The organism is Azoarcus sp. Soil_N_20 (assembly GCF_057656155.1).
Genome location: NZ_JBDGKX010000007.1, coordinates 276,334 through 301,517, shown reverse-complemented (window position 1 = coordinate 301,517; position 25,184 = coordinate 276,334). Strand labels below are relative to the sequence as shown.

Genomic DNA, 25,184 nt, shown 5'->3' with positions numbered 1-25,184 from the left:
AATGCCTCTACGCACCCTTGCGCATCGGTTGTCCATAGGGGCCCCCGCTGCGGGACATGAGAGGGACAAAAGAGGGACAAAACAGGGACAGTCGGGACGCGAAGAAGAGGGACGACAGGGACATCCCCCTATAGGGGGGTGTCCCTGTCGTCCCTCTTCGCGTGGGATGTCCCTTCATTGTTCTTCCGGCGTCGGCAGCCAGACGCCGGCGCTCATGCCCCGCTGCACGAGCCCGGCAAAGGCGAGGGTTTCCCGGATACGGTCCATCGCCTTCTTCCTGGCATCCGGCGTAGCCCCGGTCAACAAGCCCTCGGCGGCGCAGGCGTCGCGCCAATCCTTCAATGCTGGCGTCGAGGTGGCGGCAAGTCGTCGCAGGATCTCGTGTGCACTGCGCTCGCGTGGACCTACCGGGTCGCTCGTTGGCGCGGTAAGGTCTGCCAGCTCGAGCACGCCACCCGGGCCACGCTTGAGCCACACGGGCGAGAAGGCAGACGGGGGGAGCTCGTTGCCCTTGGTCGCCGTGAGCTGTACGAACGACTTCCGCACGTCGATCTCGGTGATGCCGAACTTCCGGCCCTCGTCGGCGGTCATCGTCCGCATCGTGAATTCACCGCGGACGGCGTCGGTGATCGCACCACTGCCGCGCGATGAATGGCTACCCACTTCGTCCGCGTTCTGGATGGCCTTGGCCGCGTGGCTGGTGAGCACCACACAGGCCTGCGACTCGATCGCGAGGCGGTCCGCAAGCTCTCCCAGGCGGCGCTGATGAGCGGGGTTCATCTCGTCGCCCTCGGTCAGCGCAAGGGCCGGATCGAGCCCGATGAATACCAGGTCAGGAATTGCCTTGCAGCGGGCAAAAAGTCCCGCGGCCGCTTCTGTTTCGATCAGCATGCCAGACACGTTTGCGAGCAGCCGGACATCCTTCCCGGCCAGGGGAAAGACATAGAGCTTCTCTGCGATCAGCTGCGCCTCTTCGGCGGTGATGTCGCTGAACTCGATGATTGCGTGCAGGGTCCGGTGGACATTCTCGATCGTGTCTTCGGCCAGAAAAAGGGCAGCAGCTCCTCGGCGCTCGATCTTCCAACCCCAAGGCACCCGGCCGGTGATTGCGCCGCTGGCAAGGTGGTACAGGGCGCGCGTCTTGCTCGATCCTCCTGCACCGGTCAGAAGGTGGGCGCGGTATGCGAGCAACGAGAAGTGCGCGAACCAATGCACGTCGGGCGCGGGCGTTCCGATCAGGTTGGCAACACTGCCCGACATGCCCGCCGGCCACATGGCGGGCGGCTTTGGCGCCGCCTCCTGCATGACAAGCTTGTGCAGCGGCGCGGTCATGCAGCGGACTCGGGGACTACGCAAAGGGACTCGGTCACAGTTGCGCCAGGCCGCGGGGGGAAGATGACAAGCTCAACAAGCGCCGCACCATCATCGATCAAGGCTTGTGCGAGCGTCAGCAGCCAGGCGGGATCGGTGCTATCCGGATGTGCAATGCGCACTTCACGGCCGGCCGCGACATCAAAACGCAAGCTTGCGGGCTGGTCGTCCGGCTGCACTACCAGTAGAGGGTGCGGCAGCTTCTTCGCATACTCCCACCCGATTGCGATCGTGATCGAGCAATGGCCAGGCGGCGGCGATGCCGCGAGGCGCGCACCGTATGCTGGATGCTTGCGGCCGTGGGGGCGCGGCAGGCGGCGGGAAAGGGTGAGCTGCGGTGAAGATGTTGCGGCTGGATCAGGGCATTCCGGGGTTTCACCAGAGGTGAAGGATGAAGCCTGGTAGGTCGCCCGTATGTCGGCAATCAGTGCATCCGTGCTGCCATCTTCCCTTTCAGCACGAGCCGTGCATTCCTGGCACACGCCGACCGCGATGGATATTTCGCCGCGGCGCCAGACCTGCACCAGCTTATCCTGGCCGGAGTCAAAACCAGCGGCGCTGAGGTTGGAGTGGCAGACGTAGCAATCCATCCCGTGAGGTGGAATCCAAGCGTATGAAGTAGAATTGAGGTGTTGGTTTTCAGCGGCGCGCTCTTGGCGGGGGGCGCCGTTTCGTTTTTCTGCTGTCATGGTCGTCGCACTCCCTCAGTGCGAAGAAGTGCGCGAATCCAGCCAAGATTCAAAGGCGTCAAGGTCGATCAGGACCTTCCGCCCGATGCGGATAATGACGCCGGCCTCGGCCAAGCCATTGCCAGAAATGCGATCGCCCCGCGAGTTGAAGCGATCTGCCGATTTGAAGATCAAGTCGCGCAGCGCGGCCTGAGTGAAGGCCGGATAGACTGCGGCAGTTTGGGCCACGGTCGCCACGCGGCGACGAGGTTGCAGAGTAGCCAGGGGGGCGGCGTGCTGTGTTTGCTGTTCCATTGCGGCGGGCACCTGTAGTTAGTTACGACGCCGCCAGTTTCGCAATATCCCCCCTGTTTCTTAGTGCCTGTTTTCCTTTTTGTTTCCGACTTTTCGAGCACGGTTCATTTCAGTTGTGCGCGTCAGTTGAACGGCTCATTCGAGCGGGTCCGCGCGGGGGCCAAACCGGGCGCGGGAACGTTCGACCATTCTGCGGGAGATCCCACGCTTCTCCTTTGTCAAGTCAAAGCTCGCCGGCAGATATGGCACTATGTCGTTCGCAATTTCTCCGCAGAAATTCAAGAACACGCCCTCGAAGTTGGATGAAGGAAGGGCCGAGAATGTGTCGCGGTGAACGCGGGTAAATCGGTCGCAGAGGTCTTGAACAGCGCGCTTGGATATGGGTCCTTCCGACCATTCATGGCAATAGGTAGCGGCCTCCGCGAGTCCCCCCACTGCTTCCGCCTCCTCCGCCGCGGCCTGTCGGATATCATGTTGGCTCGCCCCGCCGTCTCCGTTCGTGAGTAGGCGATTGAACAGCAGAAAACTAACGCCCGAATCAAGCGCTTTCAGAGCGTGAAACAACGCTCGAGCCTTGTCGCGCACCTCTGCAATCTGCTCGATCGCGTCGGCGGACCTGATCTCGTTGCCAGCAGGGTCGCTCTTCAGCCAGGCGACAATTTCACGCTCGCATAGGTCTATAAAGCGGGCGACGAGATCGGGGGGCTTGCGACTGTATAAACCGGCCAAGACCTCTTTACGGTGAGGAGTAAGGAAAAACTCGGACATCACCCACCCATGCGGCGAACCCTGTTGAAAGGTGCCACCCCAGGCCGGCAGGGTGTCCGGCTTTTCCCTCCGTCGAGGTAGGGGCGGCGTGATCATGCCCGGCGCGCGCCGGGCGGGTGGTGGTCATCGCCCGTGTACCAACCCGCTGAGATGATCATCCAGAGCCCTCACCACCCCTCGTGTGAACGTCGGGTTTCGATAGGCCTCGCCGGCGGTATTCACGATGAACTCCCGCTGCCGGTACATGGCCACGAAGGCGATGCCTATGATCTGCCCGCGGCGCGCTTCGTTCAGCAGGCATTCAAGCGCTTCGATGGTCTCGCCGCATCTTGCGGGGGGTGCCAATCGAAGTGGCGCGGGCGGAAGATTTCGGACGGTAGAATTGATGTCGGCCATAGTCGCAATCTCCTAGTGGTTGCGTTTGTGGTCAGGGCCGGCCGGTGTTCCAGCACCGCGCCGGCCCGCTTGCCAGTTTCCGACTGGCGGTTGTTACCCGCGGCTGCGGAGGGCCTTGAGGATAAGCTCAACGATGTCGGGCTCGGGTTGGCGGGTCATGGTGATTCTCCTTGGTGGTGGTCAGGGTCGGGCTTGCGTTACCGGGTCGGTCGCACTGATAGCGGCCGCGCGCATCGAATCAAGGCGAGCAGACGCTAGATCCAGGAGAATTTCCATATTGAGCGCAGCTTCGTGTGCGTGCCGGTCGCTGCTTTCGAGTGTCGAAGTCGCCAGGGCGCGGGCGCCGATCAAAAGCGCATCTATCCGGAAGGTTTCGTGGCTGATCTCGGTAGCGAATCGCTGGAACTCGGTGTTACCTTCTGCTGTAGCCATGATGTGAAGCTCCTTTTCACTGATCGGTCAGGGCGGCGACGGTGGTCTAGACCGTCGTCTGCCCGCTTGCCAGTGTCCGACTGGCGGCGGTGTTGCTCATTTGGCCTTCCCCGAGAGCCCGAGCCGATCCGTCAGCACGGTGCCTACCTCCACGGTGCGTTCAGGGCTCAGGTGCGAGTATCGGGCAGTCATCTGCAATGTCTTGTGGCCCAGGATCTTGGCGACTTCCATTGATCCGATGCCGGCCATGGTCAGATACGATGCAGCGGTGTGGCGCAGGTCGTGCCACCGAAAATCGCTTATCTTTGCCCGCTCGATCGCCGAGTTCCACGCCGTTCTGACGCTGCCGAAGGCGCGCACCGTGGACGGCACCTGAAAGACACGGTCGTCTTTGAGGTCGCGCACCTTCGCCCGAGCCTTGAGCAGCGCCAGCGCCTCGCCGGTGAGTGGCAGCACCCTGCCCGCTCCGTTCTTCGTTTCTCCGTCGAGTAACAGGATGGTCTGCCGTGCAAAATCGACTTGGGGCCAGCGCAAGGACATGATCTCGTCTTGCCTGGCGCCGGTGGATAGCGCCAGAACCACAGCGGTATAGAGGTGGGGATTGCGGGATTTTTTGCACTCGTCCAGCAGCCGCACGCGCTCGTCGTCGGTCAGGTAGCGCACCCGGCCGCTTGCCTCTTTGTTCTTGCTCACACGCACGACCGGGTTGCGCTCCACCCATTGCAGTTCTTTCACCGCATGGGTGAAGCAGGACGACAGCGTTGCTAGGTAACGATTGACAGTGGCGGGCGAGCGCAGCCCACGTTTGGTGTTCTCGGTCAGAAGGGTGTCGCGGATCTTGGCGACGCGCTGCGGCGTGATGTCTTCAATCACAAGGCCGGCGAACTCTTCCCGCCAGCGGGCAAGGTGGCCTACTTGGGCCTGCGAGGATTTGAGCGCGTCGGCACCGGCGGTGATAGCGGCCTGGTACTCGTCGGCCAGCTCGGTGAAGGTGCGGCGCTTGGCTGCACCGAAGTGCTTGCCGGCCTTGATCGCCGATTCGGTCTGTGCTGCCCAGGTGCGGGCATCTGTCAGCCGGTCGAAGGATGCAGACTCCGGCGGTTGTCCCTTGACGCGGATCTGCACGCGGTAGGTCGTGCCGTTCTTGCTGGTGCGCTTCTCGATGTAGGCCACTGCCCTGCCCTCGTTGATGCCGTGAGCAAACAGTAACCAAAGCCGCACTGATCAGCAAATGCGGGGGAGCGGTCGGGGGATACTCCCCCAAATTTCCCCCATAGTTACGCGAATCGGCTATCGCAACCAGTGTTCAAAACGCTGAAACCCGCGTCGTTACTGGTGGTGCGAGGGAAGAGACTCGAACTCTCACGCCTTGCGGCGCTGGAACCTAAATCCAGTGCGTCTACCAATTCCGCCACCCTCGCAAGGTGGATGCCCAAACGTGGCCGGGATTATACACATTGCCCGCCGATGGATGGCTTTGCCGCACGGGCGGTAAACCGTTGCTTGACCTCGGCGCTTGCGCCGTGAGAGCCTTCATCGACAAGCACATGGGCTATACGGGGTACTCGGTTGATGGCGATTGGATGCACCGCACAATTCCCGGATCTCGCCACGGGGTCCGTTGCCGTTGCGACCCATCGCCGCCGTTTGGCCATCGAGTGCCTGCTCTCCGCCACCCCTGTTCTGTCGTCTACAAAGTCCCGCCGGTTGCGATGATTGCCTGGATGCGACCGTGCTGGCGCCATCGTCTCCTGGCGGCCGTATTGCTCTCCGTTATCCTGTTTGCCTCCCCGGCTCGGGCGCTTGAGGTCGCCGTTGTCCTATCCCAACCTTCGGGGCCGCATCGGCAGTTTCGCGACCTGCTTGGCGGGTTGACGGTGCCACATCGTTTGACCGAAGCGGGTGACAGCGTCAACGGCCTCGACCAGCAGGTGCTGCAACGCGCCGATCTGATCATTGCGGTTGGCGCCCAGGTTACCCAGGAAGTGCTTGCACGGTTCCGGCGGCCGACCATGGCGGTACTGGTCAGTCGTGCCCAGATCGATGCGCTCGGCGCTGCCCATGCCGGCGCATCGTTGTCGGCGATCGTGCTCGACCAACCCGCAATACGACACCTGCGTCTCGCCAGCGCGGTCGCTCCCGGCATAACCCAGGTGGGGATGCTGACCGGAACGGGGGCCTCCGGCGTCGAACGCGGTTTCGCTGCTGCTGCAACAGAGACCGGGCTGAAGTTGGTGACCCGCCGGGTCGGTTCTCCCGGTGAACTGCTTCCGCAGCTTGAACATTTACTTGAAGCGAGCGACGCCCTGCTGATGATTCCCGATCCGATCGTTGCTTCGCAATCCTCTGCGCGCACCATCCTGCTGACCAGTTACCGTTACCGGCGACCGATCCTTGCCTACTCGCACGCCTATGTCGAGGCAGGTGCGCTTGCCGCGGTTTTCAGCTCTCCGGAGGATGTCGCAGGTGACGTCGCCGACTGGCTTCGTACCTTGAGCGGGAACACGATCGAGCTACCCCCCATTCAATCGCCCCGACGTTTTTCCCTGGAGGTAAACCGTCAGGTGGCGCGTGCGCTCGGACTCGATGTTCCCGATGACGAGGTGCTTGTCGAGCGTGTCGGGCGCAAGGTGACACCATGACATTGCTGCGGAAACTGAGCCTTCGACAGCGTCTGCTTGCGGTGGGGCTCCTGCCTGCCGCGCTGCTCGCCGCCGGCATCATCGCGCTGTTTCTGCTGCGCGGCGCGCAGGCCATGGATGAGGCACTTCACGATCGCGGAATTGCAATCGTCAGCTTCCTTGCACCCGCCTCCGAGTATGGCGTCATCTCGGGCAACCGCGGAACCCAGACCGGCCTGTTGCAGGCCGTTCTGGAGCAGTCCGACGTGGCCGCCGCCGCAATCTACGATTCCGAGGGCACCCTGATCGCGGTGAGTGGCCGGATGCAGCCGGTGCAGACCGCGCTGATCACGTCCAGCCGTGAAGCCCGCAGCATCGTCCACGCCGGCAATCGACTCGGTTTTGCGGCGCCGGTGATCTCGGCGCCGATGGTGATCGACGATGTGCTCGAGCCACAGCTTCGGAGTCTGGCGGGACCTGTGTTGGATACGATCGGCTGGGTCTATGTCGAGCTGGATACCACGCCCCTGGCACAGCGCAAACGCGAGATCGTGATCTCCACCTTCTTCCTGTTCATCGTCGGCCTCGGCCTGGCCGGCGTACTCGCGTCTCGCCTTGCGGCTGCGGTCGGGATTCCGCTCGCACGGCTGGTCGAGGCGGTGCGCCGGATCAGCGCCGGCGATCTGGATGCTTCGGTCCCGGATGATGCAAACAGCGACGAACTGCGGTCGCTGCAGCAAGGTTTCAATACGATGGCCAGGTCGATCGCGCACGCGCACAAGGACTTGCAGGGCCGGATCGATGAAGCCACCGCCCAGCTCGCGCACCAGGCGCTTCATGACCCGTTGTCGGGACTGCCCAACCGACGGGCCTTCGAGCAGGCGCTCGAAGAGGCGGTAAATCGCTCGCGGCGGGCCGGTGATCAGGCAACGCTGTGCTTCATCGATCTGGATCGCTTCAAGATCGTCAATGACACCTGCGGACACGCCGCCGGCGACGAATTGCTGAAGAGCATCGCGCGCATGATCGCGCATCGGGTGCGGACGGGTGATCTGATCAGTCGCATTGGCGGAGACGAGTTCGCCCTGATCCTGCACGACTGCAGCGCTGACGACGCTCGCCGACTTGCCGAGGATCTGCGCGAGGCGGTGTCGACCTTCCGTTTCCACTGGGAGGGGCGACGCTTCTCGGTCGGCGCCAGCGTCGGTCTGGTGCGCGTCGATGGCCGGGTGAGCAGCGCATCCGAACTGCTGGTGGCGGCAGATCTCGCCTGCTATGCGGCGAAAAGAGGTGGCCGCAACCGGGTGATGGAGCACGAGATCGAGCCTCCCGGCGGCCGCCGCAAAACCGATATCGCCCTGGCCGCCGCGGCATTTCCCGGCGGCGTCGATTTTTCCCGGCTTTGTCTCTATCAGCAGCCCATCCTCAAGCTCGACGGCGAAACCCGATCGGAGTGGGTGGAGGTTCTGTTGCGCCTCAAGGATGCAGATGGCGTGCCGCAGTCACCTGGTGATCTGCTTTCGGATATCGAATCGGCCACGACGTGCATCGAACTCGACCTGTGGGTGGCGGAGCAGGCCTGCCTGATGTTCTCGCGCCAGGCGGGTACGGCGTCACCGAGGCAGCGCTTCAGTCTGAACCTGAGCGCAGCGTCGGTACTGGAGGGCGAGCGCTACTGGCCGCAGTTGCAAGCGGTGTTGAATGGCGCCGCATTGCCGCCCGAGCTTCTGGTCCTTGAATTTCCTGCAAAACTGGTCGAGCAATCGCCCGAGGAGTCGGCGCGCTTTGCAGCCGAAGCACGGCAGATCGGTATCGGCATCGCCCTCGAAAAACTCGACGGCGCTTCGACCGGATTGCTGCGCTCGCTGCGGCCCGATTTCGTCAAGATCAGCTTCAAGACCCTGATCGAATCCTATGGCCTCGAGGCCGGGTGCAACCTCGCCCAGGCACTGTGCGGAATGGCCGCTGCGCTGTCGATTCCGACGATTGCGTCCGAAGTGGAAGACGACTTGATCCTGGCTGCATTGCGCGACTATGGGTTCGATTACGGCCAGGGAGACCTCATGATGCCGGCCCAAGCGCTGACGGATTGAGGTCCGACCTCACATCTCGAGCCGTTCGGCATAGCCGGTCATCTCCAGGTAGCCCTTGCCGATCTCCACCTCATCGCGGCCTTCGCCTTCGTGCAGGCGGACTGCGCCTTCCCAGTAGATGGCGCCGGTCGAGCGCCGGCTGTCGAGTTCCTGATCGTCCATCATCGGCGAAATGCGCATCGTGCGCGCAGTCTCTCCGCCTGCCGGAGACAGCCGCAGTGTCCACTCCACCGGATAGACCGCGCCCGAGCGCGCCGAACGCCACCGCCGCCGGGGGCTGAAGCTGAGCTCTTCGGGCTGCAGCAGCCGGATGCTGCCATCGGGTGCGCGCAAGGTGGCCGCGGCCCAGATCGGCGCCTCGTCCGCGCCCCGTATCCGGAACGCCATCAGCGATCCGCCGTCATGCAGATTGATGCCGATCCAGTCCCAGCCCCTGGCGTCGGGCGCCAGGCCTTCACTGGACCACTCGTGATCCAGCCAGGCCTTGCCGCTTACCGTCGTATTGGCACCTTGCAGGCGAAGTTCGCCCTCGACGGTGAGCTGAGGTCGGCTGTAGTAGTAGCTGGCATGCTCCGGACTCGGTGCCTTCCGCGAGTAGGCTCCGGCCCCGTTCAGCACCGGTGCTCCGGTCGGCGCGATACGCAGATCGAAGGCAAACTCCCCTGCGCTGATGCGGGCGCGGTAGTGGCCGCCTCCCTCACCGCCTTCAGCTCCATTGTCGACCCAGCGCAGCGACCAGTCGTGCACCCTAACCCCGGTATGGGCGGTTTCCGCGCGGACCAGCGGCGGCAACACGCGCTCGGCACGTTCGGCGTGCATCAGCCGACCGACGGCAGGGTCGGCCACCGCGGCATGAGCCAGTACCAGCTGGGTCGGGTTGAAGCGGCTGTCGCCACCTTCTGCGATGCGCGGCCGCACCCGGAAAAAAGTGACCTGAAAGCCACGCTCCACCCCGTGTTGGTCGGCGAGCCAGCCGGTGACGTACCACCACTCGGTGCGGAAATCCGGATGAGCGCCGTGATCACGCGGAAAAATCGGGCTGACGCCCGGGGTGACCGCCGGATAGGGCGGCCCGGCCCGGTCTCTGCCCGTGTCGGTGTCCGCAGCGGCGGCGCCGACGGCGAGCGCCACGCTCGCTATTGCCCCGCCGATCCAGACCGTCAGCATCCCTCTCGTCCGTCCCCGCATCACCAGTCCTCCCGCACAGCGAGCACTGCCGAGCGGCGCATCGCACGCGCCCCGGCCAGACGCGCCACGAGCGCGGCGAGCACGATCATTCCGGTGCAAAACAGCACCAGTCCGGCGATCGGCACATTCAAGTCCATGGTCCAGTGGAAACTCTGCCGGTTGATGACCTCGATCAGGACCCACGCAATGCCGCCGCCGGCCAGTACGCCCACCCCGACCCCGACCGCGGCGGTGAGCGCGCCCTCGATCGCGATCAGGCGGCCGATCTCGGCGCGCGTCAGTCCGAGGTGGCGCAACATGCCGAACTCGCCCCGGCGTGCGGTGGCCAGGGCGGCAAAGGTGGTGGCGATGCCGAACAGTCCGATGACGATGGCCACTGCCTCCATCAGATAGGTCACCACAAAGGTACGATCGAAGATCTGCAGGCTAAGCGCACGGATCTCGCCCGGCAGCGCGACTTCGATCAACTCGTCGCCAAACGCGGCGCGCAATTCCCCGGCCACGGTCGCGACAGTCTCGCCCTCGCCCACGCGGATGGCCACATCATTGACCCGGGTGTCACCGGTCAATTGCCGATAGACCTCGCGGTCCACGATCACCGCGCCGTTCTGGCGTGCGTAGTCGCGCCAGATACCGGCGACGCGAAAGCTCACCGCCCTGCCCGCGAGCGGCAGGTCCAGCGCACTGCCCGGCTGCAGGCGCATGAAGTCTGCCACCACTTCCGAAACCCACACCGCCGGAGTACGGTTTTCTCCCTCGGCAGCTGGCATCCGGCTTCCTGCGACCAGCGGCAACCCCCAGCCGCGGTCGACCGAACGAGCGATCAGGGTCACCGGCGGCCGCCCGTCGATCAGCCGCAGGTTGACCGCCCGTACGGTGTCGATCGAGGCGACGCCCGCAATCCGTTCGATGCGGGCCACGGCTGCGGGATCGAAAAAGCCGCTCTCCGCGGACGACGACGACGCCTTCAGGTAGAGGTCGGCGGGCAGCACGGCGGTCAGCCAGTCGTCCACCGAAACCCGGAACGAGCTGACCATGATCGCCATCGACACGGCGAGCGCCACGCTCGCCACCACCCCCGCGCCGGCCACCACCGCCTGCCCGGGGGCAGCCGACAGCCGGCCGTGGGCAAGGCGCCAGATCGCACTGTTCCCGAGGGCCAGCACGTGCATCGCGGCGTGCGTGGCCCCGGGCAACACCAGCACTGCACCGGCAAGCAGCAAGGCAACCGACAGATAGCCGCCGATGGGCATGGCCGCGATCGGCGGCAGCAGGCTCGCGGCAACGGCAAGCGCGAGGGCGATCAGGGTCAGCCTGCCTCGTGGCCGGCCGGCGCTCAATGCCGCGGTTTCGCCCGCGCCCGCCTTGAGCGCGGAAGCCGGCGCGGTCCGTGACGCTTCGCGCGCCGGCAGCCATGCGCCGGTGACCCCCGCCACCATGCCCAGCGCAAGGTAGGCCGCACTGACCAGCGGCGAGAACTGGAGGCTGGGGCGGACGCCCTCGAAGTAGCCCGCGCCCAGATCGCCGCCGATCAGCCGGAACGCGAGCCCGGCGAACAGATGGCCGAGCCCGACGCCGGCCAGCCCGCCTGCAATGCCGGTCACCGCGCCCTCGAGCAACAAGCCGTGGAGCAAGGTGCGTCTGGCCATGCCGAGCGCCCGCAGCAGGGCGAACTCGCGCCGGCGTCGTACCACCGACAGCCATTGGGTGGAGAACACCAGAAAGCCGCCGGTCAACAGCGCAATGGCCGCGAGCATGCTCAGATTGACCCGGTAGGCGCGCGATAGCGCAGCGGCCTCGGCCTCCGGGTTGTCCGGCGTGGCCAGCGAAACACCGACCGGCAGCAAGGGTTGCAGCGCGGCCGCGGCTGCGGTCCGCGACACGCCGGAGGCGAGCTTGAGATCGATGCGGGTGATCCGCCCGACACGGTCGAACGCGTCCTGGGCGGCACCGATGTCCATGATCGCCAGCGCCTGGCCGAGGCCTGCGCCGGGCACCGAGCCGCCGATCCGCAATGCGAATGTGCGCGTACCGGTCTGCACCGTCAGTGAGCCTTCGGCGACGAGTTTTTCCCGCGCTGCGGCGCTGAGAAACACCGTCCCGGGTCGAAGCGCGGCGAAGCGGTCGATGCCCCCGTCCGCAGCGGAATCGGGCGCGGGCAGCAGCGCGGGCTGCACACGGGCGACCCGGAACAGATCGATCCCGATCACCCGCAGGCTCGTGGCCATGACCGGCAAGCGCGCCTCGACCTCCAGCACCGGGCTGGCTTCGGCCACTTCGGGACGCTGCGCGAGGGTCAGATAGAGCTGCTCGTCGAACCCCTCGCGCCCGCCACTGACCTGCAGGTCGGCCTCTCCGGCCAACTCGCGCATGCCGCGGCCGAACTCGTCGAGTGCGGCGCCATGGATCAATTGCACCGCAAGGCCGAGCGCGACACCGAGGGCGATCGCACCCAGCGCCAGCACTGTTGCCACCCGCCTGCGCGCGAGACTGGCAACGAACAGGCCGATCAGCGCGCGGTTCATCGCAAGGCGTCCGCCACCATCGGCACCAGCCCGTCGGCACGCAGCTCGAAAATGCGATCGGTGCGCCGTGCCGCGGCGTGCGAATGGGTGACCACGATACCGGCGGCGCCGGCGACACGAACGCACTCGAGCAACAGGTCGAGAATTTCGGTCGCGCGAGCGGGGTCGAGATTGCCGGTCGGCTCGTCGGCGAGCACGACCGCTGGCCGATGGACCAGCGCGCGCGCAATCGCAACACGCTGCAACTCACCGCCGGACAGGGTGCGCGGCCAGTCGCTCGCGCGGTCGCCCAGCCCCACCCGTTCCAGCATCCCCCGTGCCCTGCGGTCGGCTTCGGCACCGGTCACACCCTGCAGCCACAGCGGCACCGCGACGTTGTGCTGCAGGCTCAGATGAGGCAGCACATGGAAGGCCTGAAACACGAATCCGAAGCACTCGCGCCGCAGTCGCGCCAGCGCATCGTCGTCGAGCCCGACCAGTGCCGTGCCATTCACGTGGACGCGACCGGCAGTGATCGTCTCGAGTCCGGCCACGCAGTTGAGCAGGGTCGATTTGCCGACCCCAGATTCGCCCATGATCGCAACGCATTCGCCTGCTCCGACCCGCAGCGAGAGTGCGGCGAACAGCTGGCGCGGCGGTGCGGTGTCGAGGGTCTTGCCGAGTTGGTCGATGATGAGCATGGGAACGCAGACTGGCAGCGATGCGGAAAGTGCCCGGCGGGCGTCTTCGCTTATACTCCGCCCGCGCCGTTGTCGCCAAACGGGCGCCCATGCGCCTGCCATTTCATTCGTTCCGATGCCCGTCGACCACTACGAGAACTTCCCGGTTGCGTCCTTCCTGCTGCCTGCCCGCCTGCGCGAGCCGGTGGAGGCGATCTATGCCTTCGCCCGCAGCGCCGACGACATCGCCGACGAAGGGGACGCGCCCGCGGTCATGCGCCTGGCCCGGCTCAACGACTACCGCAACGCGCTCAATGCGATCGAGCGCGGCGAGGCGGTCGCCGATGCCAGCCTGGCGCCAATGTTCGAGCGCCTCGGACGCAACATCCGCCAGTACGGCCTGCCGGTGCAACTGTTCCGCGACCTGCTCGACGCCTTCAGCCAGGATGTCGGCAAGACCCGCTATGCCGATTTTGCCGAGTTGCTCGACTACTGCCGGCGCTCGGCCAACCCGGTCGGGCGCCTGCTGCTGCACCTGTATGGCACCGCCACCCCCGATAGGCTGCGCATGTCCGACCGCATCTGCACCAGTCTGCAGCTGATCAACTTCTGGCAGGACGTGGCCATCGACTGGCGCAAGCAGCGTATCTACCTGCCGCAGGAGGATCTCGCCCGCTTCGGTGTCGGCGAGGCCGACATCGACGCCGGCACCTGCGATGCGCGGTGGACTGCCCTGCTCGACTTCGAAGTGCAACGCGCCCGCGCGATGATGCGCGAAGGCGCGCCGCTCGCCCTCCGCCTGCCCGGGCGCATCGGCTGGGAACTGCGCCTGGTGGTGGCGGGCGGCCTGCGCATCCTGGAGCGGATCGAGGCTGCCGGCCACGACGTCTTCCGCCACCGCCCGCAACTGGGCAAACTCGACTGGGCGCGGATCGCCTGGAACGCCCTGCGTCACGAGAAAACCACATGAACCCTCACGACTACTGCCAGGACAAGGCCGCCAGCAGCGGCTCCAGTTTCTACTACAGCTTCATGTTTCTGCCCGCGGAGCGGCGTCAGGCGATCACCGCGCTGTATGCCTTCTGCCGCGAGGTGGACGACGTGGTCGACGAATGCCACGACGTGTCGCTCGCCCACACCAAGCTCGACTGGTGGCGGCAGGAGACCGCCCGCGTCTTCGACGGCACCCCGACCCACCCGGTCGGCCATGCGCTGAAGGATGTGCTCACCCGCTTCGACCTGCCGCGCGAGCAACTGCTCGAGATCATCGACGGCATGGCGATGGACCTGCAGCAGACCCGCTACCTCGACTTCAAGGGCCTGCAGCTTTACTGCTACCGGGTGGCGAGCGTGGTCGGCCTGCTCGCGGCCGAGATTTTCGGCTACACCGACCGCCAGACGCAGAAATACGCCCATGACCTTGGCATGGCCTTCCAGCTCACCAACATCATCCGCGACGTCGGCGAGGACGCGCGTCGCGGCCGGATCTACCTGCCGATCGAGGATCTGCAGCGCTTCGAGGTGCCCGCCAGCGACATCCTGCAGGCCCGCTACTCGGACAATTTCCGCAAGCTGATGGCTTTCCAGGCCGAGCGCGCCGAGCACTTCTACGAACAGGCCTTCGCCCAGTTGCCCAAGGCCGACCGCAAGAGCCAGCGCCCCGGTCTGGTGATGGCGGCGATCTACCGCACCCTGCTGCGCGAGATCGCCCGCGACGGCTTCCAGGTGCTCGACCGGCGCACCTCGCTCACCCCGCTGCGCAAGGTCTGGCTCGCCGGCTGGACCTGGATGAAGGGCTGACATGGCCGGCGGCGTGCCCGCGGTTGCGGTGATCGGCGCCGGCTATGCCGGCCTCGCCTGCGCGGTCGAGCTCGCCCACCGCGGCATCCACGTGACCGTGTTCGAGCGCTCGCTCACGCTCGGCGGTCGCGCGCGCGTGGTGCGCAAGGATGGCCGCGTGGTGGATAACGGCCAGCACATCCTGATCGGTGCCTACACCGAGCTCACCCGCTTGCTGCGCCTGACCGGCGGCACCCCCAAGCAGCTCGAGCGCCTGCCGCTGACCCTGCACGTACCGGGCCGGATGCAGCTCAAGGCCGCCGCCCTGCCCGCCCCCTTCCACCTCGCCGTCGGCCTGCTGCGCGCCCGGGGCCTGAGCTGGGCCGACCGCCTCGCGATGCTGCGTCTGATGCGCTGGCTGAAGAAGGCCGGGTTCCGCGTGGCGGCGGACATGACGGTGGACGGCATGCTCGAGGCCACTCGCCAGACCGAAACGCTGCGCGAGCTGATGTGGGTGCCGCTGTGCGTGGCCGCGCTCAACACGCCGAGTGCGGAGGCCTCCGCCCAGGTCTTCGCCAACGTGCTGCGCGACAGCCTCGCCGCGGGTGCGGCGGCCAGCGAACTGCTGCTGCCGCGCATCGACCTGTCGGAGCTGTTCCCGGTACCCGCCGCGCGCTATCTGGCCACCCGCCGCGGGCGGCTGCGCACCGGCACCGGCATCGACGCGATCACCCCCGGTGCCGACGGCTTTCGCCTCGATGGCGACCCCGGCAGCCAGCCCTGGGACCACGTCGTGCTCGCCACCGCGCCCTATCACGCCGCCCCGCTGCTGGCCTCGACCGGCGCCTGCGACCGCCTCGTCGCCCAGATCGAAGCCCTGCCGCACGAACCGATCACCACCGTCTATCTCGCCCTGGGCAAGGGTCAGCACCTGCCCGAGCCGATGATCGGCTTCGCCCGCGGCCCCGCCCAATGGGCCTTCGACCGCGGCCGCTTCGGCGGCGAAGAAGGCCTGCTCGCCTGCGTGATCAGCGCCCACGGCGCGCACGATGCACTGACCCGCGAAGAACTGATCCTGGCCGTCCTCGCCCAGCTCGAGCAGGAATGCGGTCGCCGCCTCCCCGCGCCCGAGTGGTCGCAGGTCATCGTCGAAAAGCGTGCCACCTTCGCCTGCCGCCCCGGGCTGTTCCGTCCCGGCATCCGCACGCCCCTGCCCGGACTGTGGCTGGCGGGGGATTACATCGAGTCGGACTATCCGGCGACGCTGGAATCGGCGGTCCGCTCCGGCGTGGCGTGCGCCGAGGCGATCCTGACCCGTCTCGCACCACGGGGCGCATAGCAGCGGCACGCACTGACGCTGCACTCACCGAAGCCGCACTCGGCTCCGACGCCGCACAACGCGCATTGTCGTAGTCGGGCAGCCTATGCAGGCTCGACCGTCGTCGTCACCACTTCCGCAAGGGTCCCCGCCGTCATCCGCAGTACCCGACCGCAGCGCCGTGCCAGCGATTCGTCGTGAGTGACCAGGATCAGGGTGGTGCCGGCTTCGCGGTTGAGGCTGAACATCAGTTCGATGATGGCCTGACCGGTCGCGGCATCGAGGTTGCCGGTCGGCTCGTCGGCAAACAGCAGTTGCGGACTGGCGGCAAAGGCCCGCGCCAGCGCAACGCGCTGCTGCTCCCCGCCGGAAAGATGCTTGGGGTAGTGCTCGAGTCGGCTGGCCAGCCCGACGCGTTCGAGCCATTGCGTTGCGGTAGCCTGCGCGTCAGCGCTGCCCGCCAGCTCCAGCGGCAGCATCACGTTCTCCAGCGCGGTGAGTGCCGGCAGCAGTTGGAAGGACTGGAACACGAAGCCGACCGACTCGCCGCGCAGGCCGGCCCGCGCGTCCTCGTCGAGGGCGAACAGGTCGGTGCCGAGAATGCGCACCGTGCCGCTGCCGGGAACATCCAGCCCGGCGAGCAATCCGAGGAGCGTCGACTTGCCCGAGCCGGAGGCGCCGACGATCGCGACCGATTCGCCGGGGCCGACCGCGAAACGGATGTCGTCGAGAATGCACAACTCGCCCTGGCCGTCGGCCATCGCTACACTTTTGCACAGGCCATCGACCTCGATGACCGGACTGGAGAACTCAATGCCGCTGCGATCCATGCTGACCTTCCTGCTCGTTCTGTTCGCCGGTGCCGCACAGGCGGCAACGATACTGGTGTGGGGGGACAGCCTGTCCGCCGGGTACGGGCTCAAGCCGGGTGAGGCCTGGCCCACCCTGTTGCAGACGCGGCTGGAGGCCGAAGGGTTCCGCCATGAGGTGGTAAATGCCAGTGTATCCGGAGAAACCTCGGCCGGCGGACGCTCGCGTCTGCCCGCCGCACTTGTGCAGCACAAGCCCGCGATCGTGGTCCTCGAACTCGGCGCCAACGACGGCCTGCGCGGACTGCCGACCGATCTGCTGGCGCAGAATCTGAATGCGATGGTCGCCGACGCCAGGAAGGCCGGGAGCAAGGTGCTGCTGGTCGGCATGCAGTTGCCACCCAACTACGGCCCGAGCTACACCCGCCGATTCGCCCTCACCTTCACCGAGGTCTCGAAGTCGGCCGGGGTGCCACTGGTTCCATTCCTGTTCGCGGGCTTCGGCGACCGCCCCGAAATGTTCCTGCCCGACGGCATCCATCCCACCGCTCCGGCCCAGGCGACGATCCTGGACACGGTCTGGGGCGGACTCAGGCCGATGTTGGGACCGACCACCGCGCGACCTTAAGACCGAAGGCGCCGATTGGGGGAAGGCGAGGCACATCCCACCCTGCGGTGCTGGCGCGGGCTCAAACTCATGCCCGGGTCGAAAACCGCCCGGCGCTGACCGCGTCCACGCGCTCAGGAGACGCGCACGCCGGGTATCCCGTGCCCCATTTCCCCGATCACGCGCCCGGGATTGCCCTGGGTGCTCTCGATCGCCTGCAGCACCGAATCCACCGCATCCGCAGCGCACGCGATCAACAGGCCGCCCGAGGTCTGCGGGTCGGTCAGCAGCTTGCGCCGCCATTCCGGCGAGTTGTCCGCGATCGTCACCGCGTCGCCGTAACTGGCCCAGTTGCGGGTCGAGGCGCCGGTGGAGATGCCGTCGCGCACCAGGGCCACGGCCTGATCGATCAGCGGCAGGTCGTCGAAGCAGACCTCGGCCGCCAACCCTGCCCCGCGGCACATTTCGAGCAGGTGGCCGGCGAGACCGAAACCGGTGACATCGGTCATCGCATGCACGCCGTCGATCTCCGCCAGGCGGATGCCGACCCGGTTCAGGGTGGTGGTCCAGCGGATCATCTCGGCGTAGCCGGCTTCGCCGAGCAGCCCATTCTTGAGGCCCGCCGACAGGATGCCGATGCCGAGCGGCTTGCTCAGGATCAGCACGTCGCCGTCACGCGCACCGGCGTTGGTACGGACCCGGGCCGGATCGACCACACCGATGCCGACCAGGCCGTAAATCGGCTCGAGGACGTCGATCGAATGCCCGCCGGCGATCGGGATGCCGGCCTCGCGGCAGATCGAGGCGCCGCCTTCGAGGATGCGGCCGATCACCTCGCCCGGCAGCTTGTCGAGCGGCATGCCGACGATGGCGAGCGCGAAGATCGGGGTGGCGCCCATCGCATAGATGTCGGACAGGGCATTGGTGGCGGCGATGCGGCCAAAATCGCGCGGGTCGTCGACGATGGGGGTGAAGAAGTCGGTGGTCGCCACCACGGCCTGACGATCGTTGAGCCGGTACACCGCCGCGTCGTCAGCGGTGTCGGTGCCCACCAGCAGCTCTGGCGGCAGTAGCCCGGCGGGCATGCGCGACAACAGTTCGGACAACACGCCGGGGGCGATTTTGCAGCCGCAACCGCCGCCGTGGGAGAATTGGGTAAGTTTGATCTGATCCATGACCTGAAGGAGTGCGGGACGGTCGGCAATATTGCGACCCTGCCCGGAAGAACCATGCACAAAGGCGTCGCGACCGTAGCACAGCTGGAAAACTTTGACGAGATCATCGACGTCCGCACCCCCGCCGAATTCGCCGAGGACCGCATTCCCGGCGCGGTCAACCTGCCGGTGCTCGACAACGAGCAACGCATCGTGGTCGGCACCATCTACAAACAGCAGTCACCTTTCGAGGCACGGCGCATCGGTGGCGCCATGGTGGCGGAGAACATTGCCCGCCACGTGTACGCTTACATGCACGACAAGCCGAGGCGCTGGCGTCCGCTGGTGTATTGCTGGCGCGGCGGCCAGCGTAGCGGCGCCTTCGTGAGCTGGTTGCGGATGATCGGCTGGGACGCGAGCCAGCTTGCCGGTGGCTACAAGCAGTTTCGCCATCACGTGATCGAGACCCTGCGCACCGTCGTTCCGCAATTGCGGCTGCGCATGGTGTGCGGCGCCACCGGCAGCGCCAAGACCCGGGTGCTCGAGGCGCTCGCCCGCCACGGCGCACAGGTACTGGATCTCGAAGACCTTGCCGCACACAAGGGCTCGGTGCTGGGTGCCCTGCCCGACCGTCCGCAACCGACCCAAAAGGGGTTCGAAACCGGGCTCTACGAGCGCATCCGTACGCTCGACCCGGGCCGCATCGTGTTCGTCGAGGCCGAAAGCCGCAAGATCGGCCGGGTCCATGTTCCGGACCCCCTGATCGCGGCGATGCGCGCGGCACCGTGCATCGGCATCGAGGCCGAACGCGACGCGCGGCTCGAATTCCTGGTGCGTGACTATGCCTACCTCGGCGCGGACATTCCCTGCCTGCGCAGCAACATCGAACGCCTCCGGGGCCTGCAAAGCAACGAAACCATCACGCGCTGGCATGAACTGGCCGAAGGCGGGAACATGCCGACCTTGTTCGGCGAGTTCATCGACCTTCACTACGACCCGCTCTACAAGCGCTCGCAGGGCGGCAATTTTCCCGGACTCAAGGACGCGCCACGGTTCGACACTGCGGATCTGTCAGCCGAGGGCATCGATCGGCTTGCCTGCCAGATTCTCGCCGCGCATCAGGACTGATTCAGAGGCAGTGCGGTGCCGTCTGCCCGGCCCTTGAGCGCACAGATGCGCTGGATGGCCGCACGCCGCGGCGAGCTCACCACGCCCTGCTCGAAGGCGACCACATGCCAGCCGGCGGTGCGTTGCAGCAACTCGCCCGGTGCAAGCAGAAAACCGGGATTGCTTGGCTTGCCGAAGCGTTCGTTGCCGATCATGAAGGTTTCGTAGATCAGGATGCCGCCGGGTGCGAGTACCTCGAGCAACAGGTCGAAGCGGGGGCGAAACAGATAATTGGTCACGACGACGGCATCGAACTGCATGCCGGTGTAGGGCCACTGCCCCTGCTCGAGGTCCGCTTCCCTGGCGTTGATATTGGCCTCGCCGGCCAGCCCGGCCAGCGCGGCACGATCCCGATCCGTGGCCTCGACGCTGAAGCCTCGGCGCGCGAGCCAGCGGGCATGGCGGCCTCCGCCGCAGGCATGGTCCAGTACCGTTCCACCAGCCGGGATCAGTGCACTGAAACGGATGAGCCAGGGCGAAGGCTCGCCGATGGCATCATGGGTGGCGGGAAACTCGCGGGGGTGGGCAGTGTCGCCGGTTTGATCGAATTGAGCCATGAGTCCATCGAAGAGGCCATAATCACGGGGGCCGCGCCGATCTGCATCGACAGCGGGAAGGGTTTCATTCTACCGGCACGAGCACCTCGATGCGGATTGCGCAGCAACAAGACCAAACCGGCTCCGCCGGCTTCTCCGTAGTGCATGCCCGTCGGCGCCGGGCGCACGGATCTTGAGGATTTTCTGGATGATCGATGCCGCGCCGAACCGGTTGATCCGCGCCCTTTCGATCGCGGCACCGGGCTATGCGTCGGGTGCGTTCGCCGATGGCGGCAGTGCGCCGGCGGGCTCGGTCTGGGTGCTCGCGCTGACCATTGCGATCCTGCTGGGAGTGGGCGCCGTGGTCTTTCGCCGCATCGTGGCGGGAACGGATCGGTGGCCGACACTGAGCCGCCGCCGAAGTGAAAGCCGGGAGGTGTTCGAGGCGCTCCTCGACATGACCTGCGACTGGCACTGGAGCACCGACACCGTTCATCGCTATACCCATATCAGTGAAGGCTTCCGGCGCCAGACCGGCCTCGACCCCGAACTCCTCATCGGCCGTCGTCCATGGGAGCTGATCTGGGACGGTGCCGGAGACGACTACTGGTCCAAATATAAACGCCACCTCGGGCGGCGGGATCAGGTCAGCCTGATCCTGGCGCGACGCGGACCCGATGGTCAGCTCCGTCACATCGAGATGCTTGGACGTCCGCTCTACCGCGGCAAGCTGTTTCTCGGCTATCACGGCATCGGGCGCGAAGTCACCGAGCGGGTCAACACCGAGCGTGCGTTGCTCGAGAGTCAGCAGCGCTACCACGACGTCGTCGAGTCGGTGAACGAGGTCATTTTTCAGACCGATGCCCAGGGCAGACTGACCTTCCTGAACGGCGTCTGGCGCCGGATTACCGGCTACCGGGTGGAACGCAGCCTGGGCAGGCCGCTGACCGATTTCCTTCATCCGGATGATCGTGCCGGAGTCGAGAACGTGTTTTCGCAAGTGGCAGCCGGTGTGCTTCCCGAGTGCAGCAGTCAGCTTCGGCTGCGTACCCGCACCGGGGAGATTCGCTGGATCGAGGCGGCGGGCCGGCCGATCAAGGGCGCCAATGGCGTCCGCCGTGGGGTGGCCGGCACGCTCGACGACATTTCTGCGCGCAAGGTCGCCGAACTGACCCTGAAAAACGTCAATCAGGAGCTGGAAGCACGCGTCAGACTGCGCACTGCCGAACTGGAGGCGTCCAATCGTGAGCTCGAGGCGTTTTCGTATTCGGTATCGCATGACCTGCGCGCGCCCTTGCGTGCGATCGACGGTTTTGCCCGGATCCTCGAGGAAGAGCTCGACGGTCAGCTGACCAGTGCGGCGCTTGGCTATCTGGAGCGTATCCGCCGCGCAACCCAACGCATGGCTCATCTGATCGATGCACTGATCGAACTGGCCCGTCTGACCCGCCAGCCGCTGCGCAAGGAACGCGTCGACCTGTCGGAGATGGCCCTCCAGATCATCGACGAGCTGCGCTCGGAAGAGCCCGCGCGCAACGTCGAAGTGGAAATCACCCGCGAGCTTGTGGTGACCGCAGACCGGGTGCTCGCGCGCGGACTGCTGGAGAACCTGTTGCGCAATGCGTGGAAGTACTCCGCCGGCCAAGCGGTCGCGAAAATCCGCTTCGGGGTCGAGATGAACAACGACCGTCGCATCTTCTGTATCGAAGACAATGGTGCAGGCTTCGACATGGCATTCGCCACCAACCTGTTCCGTCCTTTCAGCCGGCTGCACAGCAATACCGAATTCGACGGCACCGGAATCGGGCTGGCGACGGTACAGCGCATCATCCAGCGCCACGGTGGCGCGATCTGGGCGGAAGCCGAGCCTGGGCACGGCGCCCGCTTCTTTTTCACGCTCGGGCACTGAGCGCCGGTGACGGCGGTCGACGCCGTTCGCGCCGCCGTTCAAAGGGATGCAGGAAATCCCTCACACCCCGGCGTTGTGCACTGCAGTATAATCGGCCCGTTATCAATGGCACGACCCGGGCCTGAGGGCTTGCGAAGCCTGCCTCGGTGGTGCCAAACCCTATTAAGGGAGCCACTCCCATGAACGAAAAACACTACCTCTCGCCACTGCTCGAGCCCCGCTCCGTGGGCGTCATCGGTGCCAGCGAACGCGAATCCTCCCTGGGCAATGTACTGATCCGCAACATGCTCGACGCCGGTTTCAAGGGGCGATTGTTCGCGATCAACCCGAAGCATGAGACGGTACTCGGCGTTCCCTGCTTCAAGTCGGTCGAAGATGTGCCGCAACGCCTGGACCTTGCCGTGATCGCGGTTCGTGCCGAGAAAGTCGCTGCCATTGTCGATAGCTGTGGTCGCGCCGGGGTCAAGGCGGTCATCGTCCTTTCCGCCGGATTCTCCGAGGCCGGTCCGCGCGGTGCCCTTTACGAACGGCAGGTCATCGATGCAGCCCGCCGTCACAAGATCCGTCTGCTGGGCCCCAACTGCCTTGGCGTGATGCGTCCGGAACTCGGCCTCAATGCGACCTTCGCCCATGCGTCAGCAAGCAAGGGCTCGATAGGCCTGATCTCGCAGTCCGGCGCCTTGTGCGCCGCCATTCTCGACTGGGCGAAGCCGAACAACGTCGGTTTTTCTTCGGTGGTGTCGCTCGGGTCGTCGGGCGATCTCGACTTCGGTGAAGTGCTCGAGTACATGATCTCCGATCCGCGCACCGAGAGCATCTTCCTGTATGTGGAAGGAATCCGCGATGCCCGCCGCTTCATGAGCGCGCTGCGCGGTGCCGCGCGGGTCAAGCCGGTGCTGCTGATCAAGGCCGGTCGTCACCCGGATGTATCGCGCGCGATCCTGTCCCATTCCGGGGCGACGATCGGCGACGATGCCGTGTTCGATGCCGCGTTGCGGCGTGCCGGCGTGATCCGGCTGTACAACCTCGGCCAGTTCTTCGCTGCCGCCAATGCCTTGTTCTCGCACTTCCGCCCGCGTGGCAACCGCCTCGCAATCATTACCAATGGCGGTGGTCCGGGCGTGATGGCGGCCGACCGCGCGGTCGATATCGGCATTCCGCTGTCGGAGTTCTCCGAAGGCACGATGGAAAAGCTCAACGCTGCGCTGCCGGTCGGCTGGTCGCGGGGCAATCCGGTCGACATCCTCGGCGACGCCGATCCCGAGCGCTACCGCAAGGCGCTGCAAGCGGTGCTCGACGGTCCCAATGTGGATGGCGTGCTGTTGATGCTCACCCCGCAGGCGATGACCAGCCCCACCGAGGTGGCGCAGATGGTGATCGAACTGGAAAAGACGGCCGACAAGCCGGTGGTAACCTGCTGGATGGGCGAGGAGCTGGTGGGCGAATCCCGTCGCCTGTTCATCGAAGCGGGCATTCCGACCTTCCGGACCCCAGAGCCGGCAGTCGAGCTGTTCGGCCACATTTCCTCCTACTACCGCAACCAGAAGCTGTTGATGCAGACGCCGGCCTCGCTGTCGCATCTGTCGCCGCCATCGGTCGAGAGTGCCCGCCTGGTGATCGAGACCGCGCTCAGCGAGCGCCGCAAGACGCTCAACGAGATGGAGTCGAAGGCCTTGCTGGCGGCCTTCCGCATTCCGATTGCACAGACCGTGGTGGCGCGCTCGGCCACCGAGGCCATGGTCCTGGCCGAGGAAATCGGCCTCCCGGTGGTGATGAAGATCGACTCCGCCTCGGTCATCCACAAGTCCGATGTCGGCGGCGTCCGGCTCAATCTCACCAACCTGGCCTCGGTGCGCTCGGCGTATCAGGAAATCCTCGAAGCGGTCAAGAAGAGTCAGCCGGACGCGGTGATCAACGGCATCTCCATCGAGCCGATGATCCAGAAGCGCAACGGTCGCGAACTGGTGATCGGCGTACGCCGCGATCCGGTATTCGGTCCGGTGATCACCTTCGGCGAAGGCGGCAATCAGGTCGAGGCCAATCGCGACATCGCGGTGACCCTGCCGCCGCTGAACAGCTTTCTGGTGCGCGACATGATCCGCTCGACCCGGATCGCAACGCGGCTGGCCGAGTTCCGCAACCTTCCGGCGGTCGACATGGATGCGCTGGAACTGGTGCTGCTGCGGGTCTCCGAGATGGTCTGCGAACTGCCGTGGATCACCGGCATGGACATCAACCCGCTGATCGTCGACGAGAACGGCGCAGTGGCGGTCGATGCCCGCATCGTGGTCGACAACGTGTCGCCCACGGCCGATCGCTACGATCACATGGCGATCCACCCCTACCCTTCGCACCTGATCAGCAAGTGGACGGTACCCGACGGCACGGTGGTGACGATTCGTCCGATCAAGCCCGAGGATGCCGATCTCGAGGTCGAGTTCGTGCACGGTCTGTCGCAGGAAACCAAGTATTACCGCTTCATGAACACCATGCGCGAGCTGCCGCCGGCCATGGTGGCGCGCCTGACCCAGATCGACTACGACCGCGAAATGGCCTTTCTGGCCACGCTCAACGTGGACGGCGTCGAGAAGGAAATCGGGGTGTGCCGCTATGCGGTGAATCCGGACGGCGAGTCCTGCGAGTTCGCGGTGGTGGTGGCCGACGACTGGCAGCATCGCGGTCTGGCGCGCAAGCTCATGGGGGTGCTGATCGAAACCGCGCGCAATCGCGGCCTCTCGTACATCAACGGGATCTTCCTGGCGAACAACGAGCGCATGATCAAGTTCGTCCAGAAGCTCGGCTTCATTCTCACCAACGATCCGGATGACAGCACGGTCAAAGTCGGCGTGCTGCCGCTGCAGGACTGAGC

At 65.7% G+C, this 25,184-nt stretch carries 22 protein-coding genes and 1 tRNA gene; 9 read left to right on the top strand and 14 right to left on the bottom strand.

The genetic code is table 11. The annotated features are described in order from the left end of the window. Window positions 1-174: 174 nt before the first annotated feature. From AC3A35_RS16195 to AC3A35_RS16160, 8 genes are all read right to left on the bottom strand, one after another. Entirely contained in the window at window positions 175-1,332 is a 1,158-nt protein-coding gene (locus AC3A35_RS16195; protein WP_487437225.1) for an AAA family ATPase, read from the bottom strand. Further along, entirely contained in the window at window positions 1,329-2,060 is a 732-nt protein-coding gene (locus AC3A35_RS16190; RefSeq protein ID WP_487437224.1) for a hypothetical protein, read from the bottom strand. Before AC3A35_RS16190 ends, AC3A35_RS16195 begins: the two co-directional genes overlap by 4 nt. Window positions 2,061-2,075: 15 nt before the next feature. Continuing rightward, window positions 2,076-2,354, bottom strand: a complete 279-nt coding sequence (locus tag AC3A35_RS16185; protein WP_487437223.1) for a hypothetical protein — start codon at window positions 2,352-2,354, stop codon at window positions 2,076-2,078. Between the two features lie 135 nt (window positions 2,355-2,489). Then, the gene (locus AC3A35_RS16180; protein ID WP_487437222.1) at window positions 2,490-3,218 is read right to left on the bottom strand and encodes a hypothetical protein; all 729 of its coding nucleotides are present in this window, start codon (window positions 3,216-3,218) and stop codon (window positions 2,490-2,492) included. Between the two features lie 27 nt (window positions 3,219-3,245). Then, complete coding sequence (locus tag AC3A35_RS16175; protein ID WP_487437221.1) at window positions 3,246-3,518, bottom strand: hypothetical protein; 273 nt, start codon at window positions 3,516-3,518, stop codon at window positions 3,246-3,248. Window positions 3,519-3,698: 180 nt separating this feature from the next. Then, window positions 3,699-3,950 carry a hypothetical protein gene (locus AC3A35_RS16170; RefSeq protein ID WP_487437220.1) on the bottom strand — a complete coding sequence of 84 codons (252 nt, stop codon included), beginning with the start codon at window positions 3,948-3,950 and terminating at the stop codon, window positions 3,699-3,701. A 96-nt stretch (window positions 3,951-4,046) separates the two neighbouring features. Continuing rightward, window positions 4,047-5,123: a tyrosine-type recombinase/integrase gene (locus AC3A35_RS16165; protein ID WP_487437219.1), complete on the bottom strand. Its 1,077-nt coding sequence runs from the start codon at window positions 5,121-5,123 to the stop codon at window positions 4,047-4,049. A 163-nt stretch (window positions 5,124-5,286) separates the two neighbouring features. Next, window positions 5,287-5,371 (bottom strand) — tRNA-Leu (locus tag AC3A35_RS16160). A 468-nt stretch (window positions 5,372-5,839) separates the two neighbouring features. Between AC3A35_RS16160 and AC3A35_RS16155 the strand changes: the two genes are divergently transcribed. After that, on the top strand, window positions 5,840-6,592 hold the full coding sequence (locus AC3A35_RS16155; RefSeq protein ID WP_487437218.1) for an ABC transporter substrate-binding protein: 753 nt from the start codon (window positions 5,840-5,842) through the stop codon (window positions 6,590-6,592). Then, on the top strand, window positions 6,589-8,664 hold the full coding sequence (locus tag AC3A35_RS16150) for a diguanylate cyclase (RefSeq protein ID WP_487437217.1): 2,076 nt from the start codon (window positions 6,589-6,591) through the stop codon (window positions 8,662-8,664). The genes AC3A35_RS16155 and AC3A35_RS16150 overlap by 4 nt, the downstream gene beginning before the upstream one ends. Window positions 8,665-8,673: 9 nt before the next feature. Here AC3A35_RS16150 and AC3A35_RS16145 read toward each other — a convergent pair whose 3' ends face one another. The 3 genes from AC3A35_RS16145 to AC3A35_RS16135 are packed head-to-tail and all read right to left on the bottom strand — an operon-like array spanning window position 8,674 to window position 13,057. Next, on the bottom strand, window positions 8,674-9,831 hold the full coding sequence (locus tag AC3A35_RS16145; protein ID WP_487437216.1) for a lipocalin-like domain-containing protein: 1,158 nt from the start codon (window positions 9,829-9,831) through the stop codon (window positions 8,674-8,676). A gap of 20 nt (window positions 9,832-9,851) precedes the next feature. Next, window positions 9,852-12,377, bottom strand: coding sequence for an ABC transporter permease (locus AC3A35_RS16140; RefSeq protein ID WP_487437215.1), 2,526 nt, complete (start codon window positions 12,375-12,377; stop codon window positions 9,852-9,854). Next, entirely contained in the window at window positions 12,374-13,057 is a 684-nt protein-coding gene (locus AC3A35_RS16135; RefSeq protein ID WP_487437214.1) for an ABC transporter ATP-binding protein, read from the bottom strand. The genes AC3A35_RS16140 and AC3A35_RS16135 overlap by 4 nt, the downstream gene beginning before the upstream one ends. Window positions 13,058-13,172: 115 nt before the next feature. On the opposite strand from AC3A35_RS16135, the gene hpnC reads away from it, so the two are divergent. From hpnC to hpnE, 3 genes are read left to right on the top strand one after another with little or no spacing between them, the layout of a single operon-like run. After that, complete coding sequence (hpnC, locus tag AC3A35_RS16130; protein ID WP_487437213.1) at window positions 13,173-14,006, top strand: squalene synthase HpnC; 834 nt, start codon at window positions 13,173-13,175, stop codon at window positions 14,004-14,006. Then, window positions 14,003-14,836, top strand: coding sequence for a presqualene diphosphate synthase HpnD (hpnD, locus tag AC3A35_RS16125; RefSeq protein WP_487437212.1), 834 nt, complete (start codon window positions 14,003-14,005; stop codon window positions 14,834-14,836). The genes hpnC and hpnD overlap by 4 nt, the downstream gene beginning before the upstream one ends. A gap of 1 nt (window position 14,837) precedes the next feature. Next, window positions 14,838-16,154: a hydroxysqualene dehydroxylase HpnE gene (hpnE, locus tag AC3A35_RS16120; RefSeq protein WP_487437211.1), complete on the top strand. Its 1,317-nt coding sequence runs from the start codon at window positions 14,838-14,840 to the stop codon at window positions 16,152-16,154. An 83-nt stretch (window positions 16,155-16,237) separates the two neighbouring features. On the opposite strand, the gene AC3A35_RS16115 is transcribed toward hpnE, so the two are convergent. Continuing rightward, window positions 16,238-16,963, bottom strand: a complete 726-nt coding sequence (locus tag AC3A35_RS16115) for an ABC transporter ATP-binding protein (RefSeq protein WP_487437210.1) — start codon at window positions 16,961-16,963, stop codon at window positions 16,238-16,240. On the opposite strand from AC3A35_RS16115, the gene AC3A35_RS16110 reads away from it, so the two are divergent. Beyond that, the gene (locus tag AC3A35_RS16110) at window positions 16,947-17,570 is read left to right on the top strand and encodes an arylesterase (RefSeq protein WP_487437209.1); all 624 of its coding nucleotides are present in this window, start codon (window positions 16,947-16,949) and stop codon (window positions 17,568-17,570) included. The genes AC3A35_RS16115 and AC3A35_RS16110 overlap by 17 nt on opposite strands. A 113-nt stretch (window positions 17,571-17,683) precedes the next feature. Here the strand turns inward: AC3A35_RS16110 and selD are convergent, their stop codons facing one another. Further along, a complete protein-coding gene (gene selD, locus AC3A35_RS16105; RefSeq protein WP_487437208.1) occupies window positions 17,684-18,724 on the bottom strand; it encodes a selenide, water dikinase SelD in 1,041 nt (346 codons plus the stop codon). 54 nt (window positions 18,725-18,778) lie between these two features. Here selD and mnmH point away from each other — a divergent pair, with 54 nt between their 5' ends. Next, window positions 18,779-19,831, top strand: coding sequence for a tRNA 2-selenouridine(34) synthase MnmH (gene mnmH / locus AC3A35_RS16100; protein ID WP_487437207.1), 1,053 nt, complete (start codon window positions 18,779-18,781; stop codon window positions 19,829-19,831). Here the strand turns inward: mnmH and AC3A35_RS16095 are convergent. Beyond that, window positions 19,822-20,427, bottom strand: coding sequence for a class I SAM-dependent methyltransferase (locus AC3A35_RS16095; protein ID WP_487437206.1), 606 nt, complete (start codon window positions 20,425-20,427; stop codon window positions 19,822-19,824). The genes mnmH and AC3A35_RS16095 overlap by 10 nt on opposite strands. Window positions 20,428-20,614: 187 nt before the next feature. Between AC3A35_RS16095 and AC3A35_RS16090 the strand changes: the two genes are divergently transcribed. Both AC3A35_RS16090 and AC3A35_RS16085 read left to right on the top strand, forming a co-directional pair. Further along, window positions 20,615-22,315: a sensor histidine kinase gene (locus tag AC3A35_RS16090; RefSeq protein ID WP_487437205.1), complete on the top strand. Its 1,701-nt coding sequence runs from the start codon at window positions 20,615-20,617 to the stop codon at window positions 22,313-22,315. Window positions 22,316-22,494: 179 nt separating this feature from the next. After that, window positions 22,495-25,182 carry a bifunctional acetate--CoA ligase family protein/GNAT family N-acetyltransferase gene (locus AC3A35_RS16085; protein WP_487437204.1) on the top strand — a complete coding sequence of 896 codons (2,688 nt, stop codon included), beginning with the start codon at window positions 22,495-22,497 and terminating at the stop codon, window positions 25,180-25,182. Window positions 25,183-25,184: the final 2 nt, after the last annotated feature.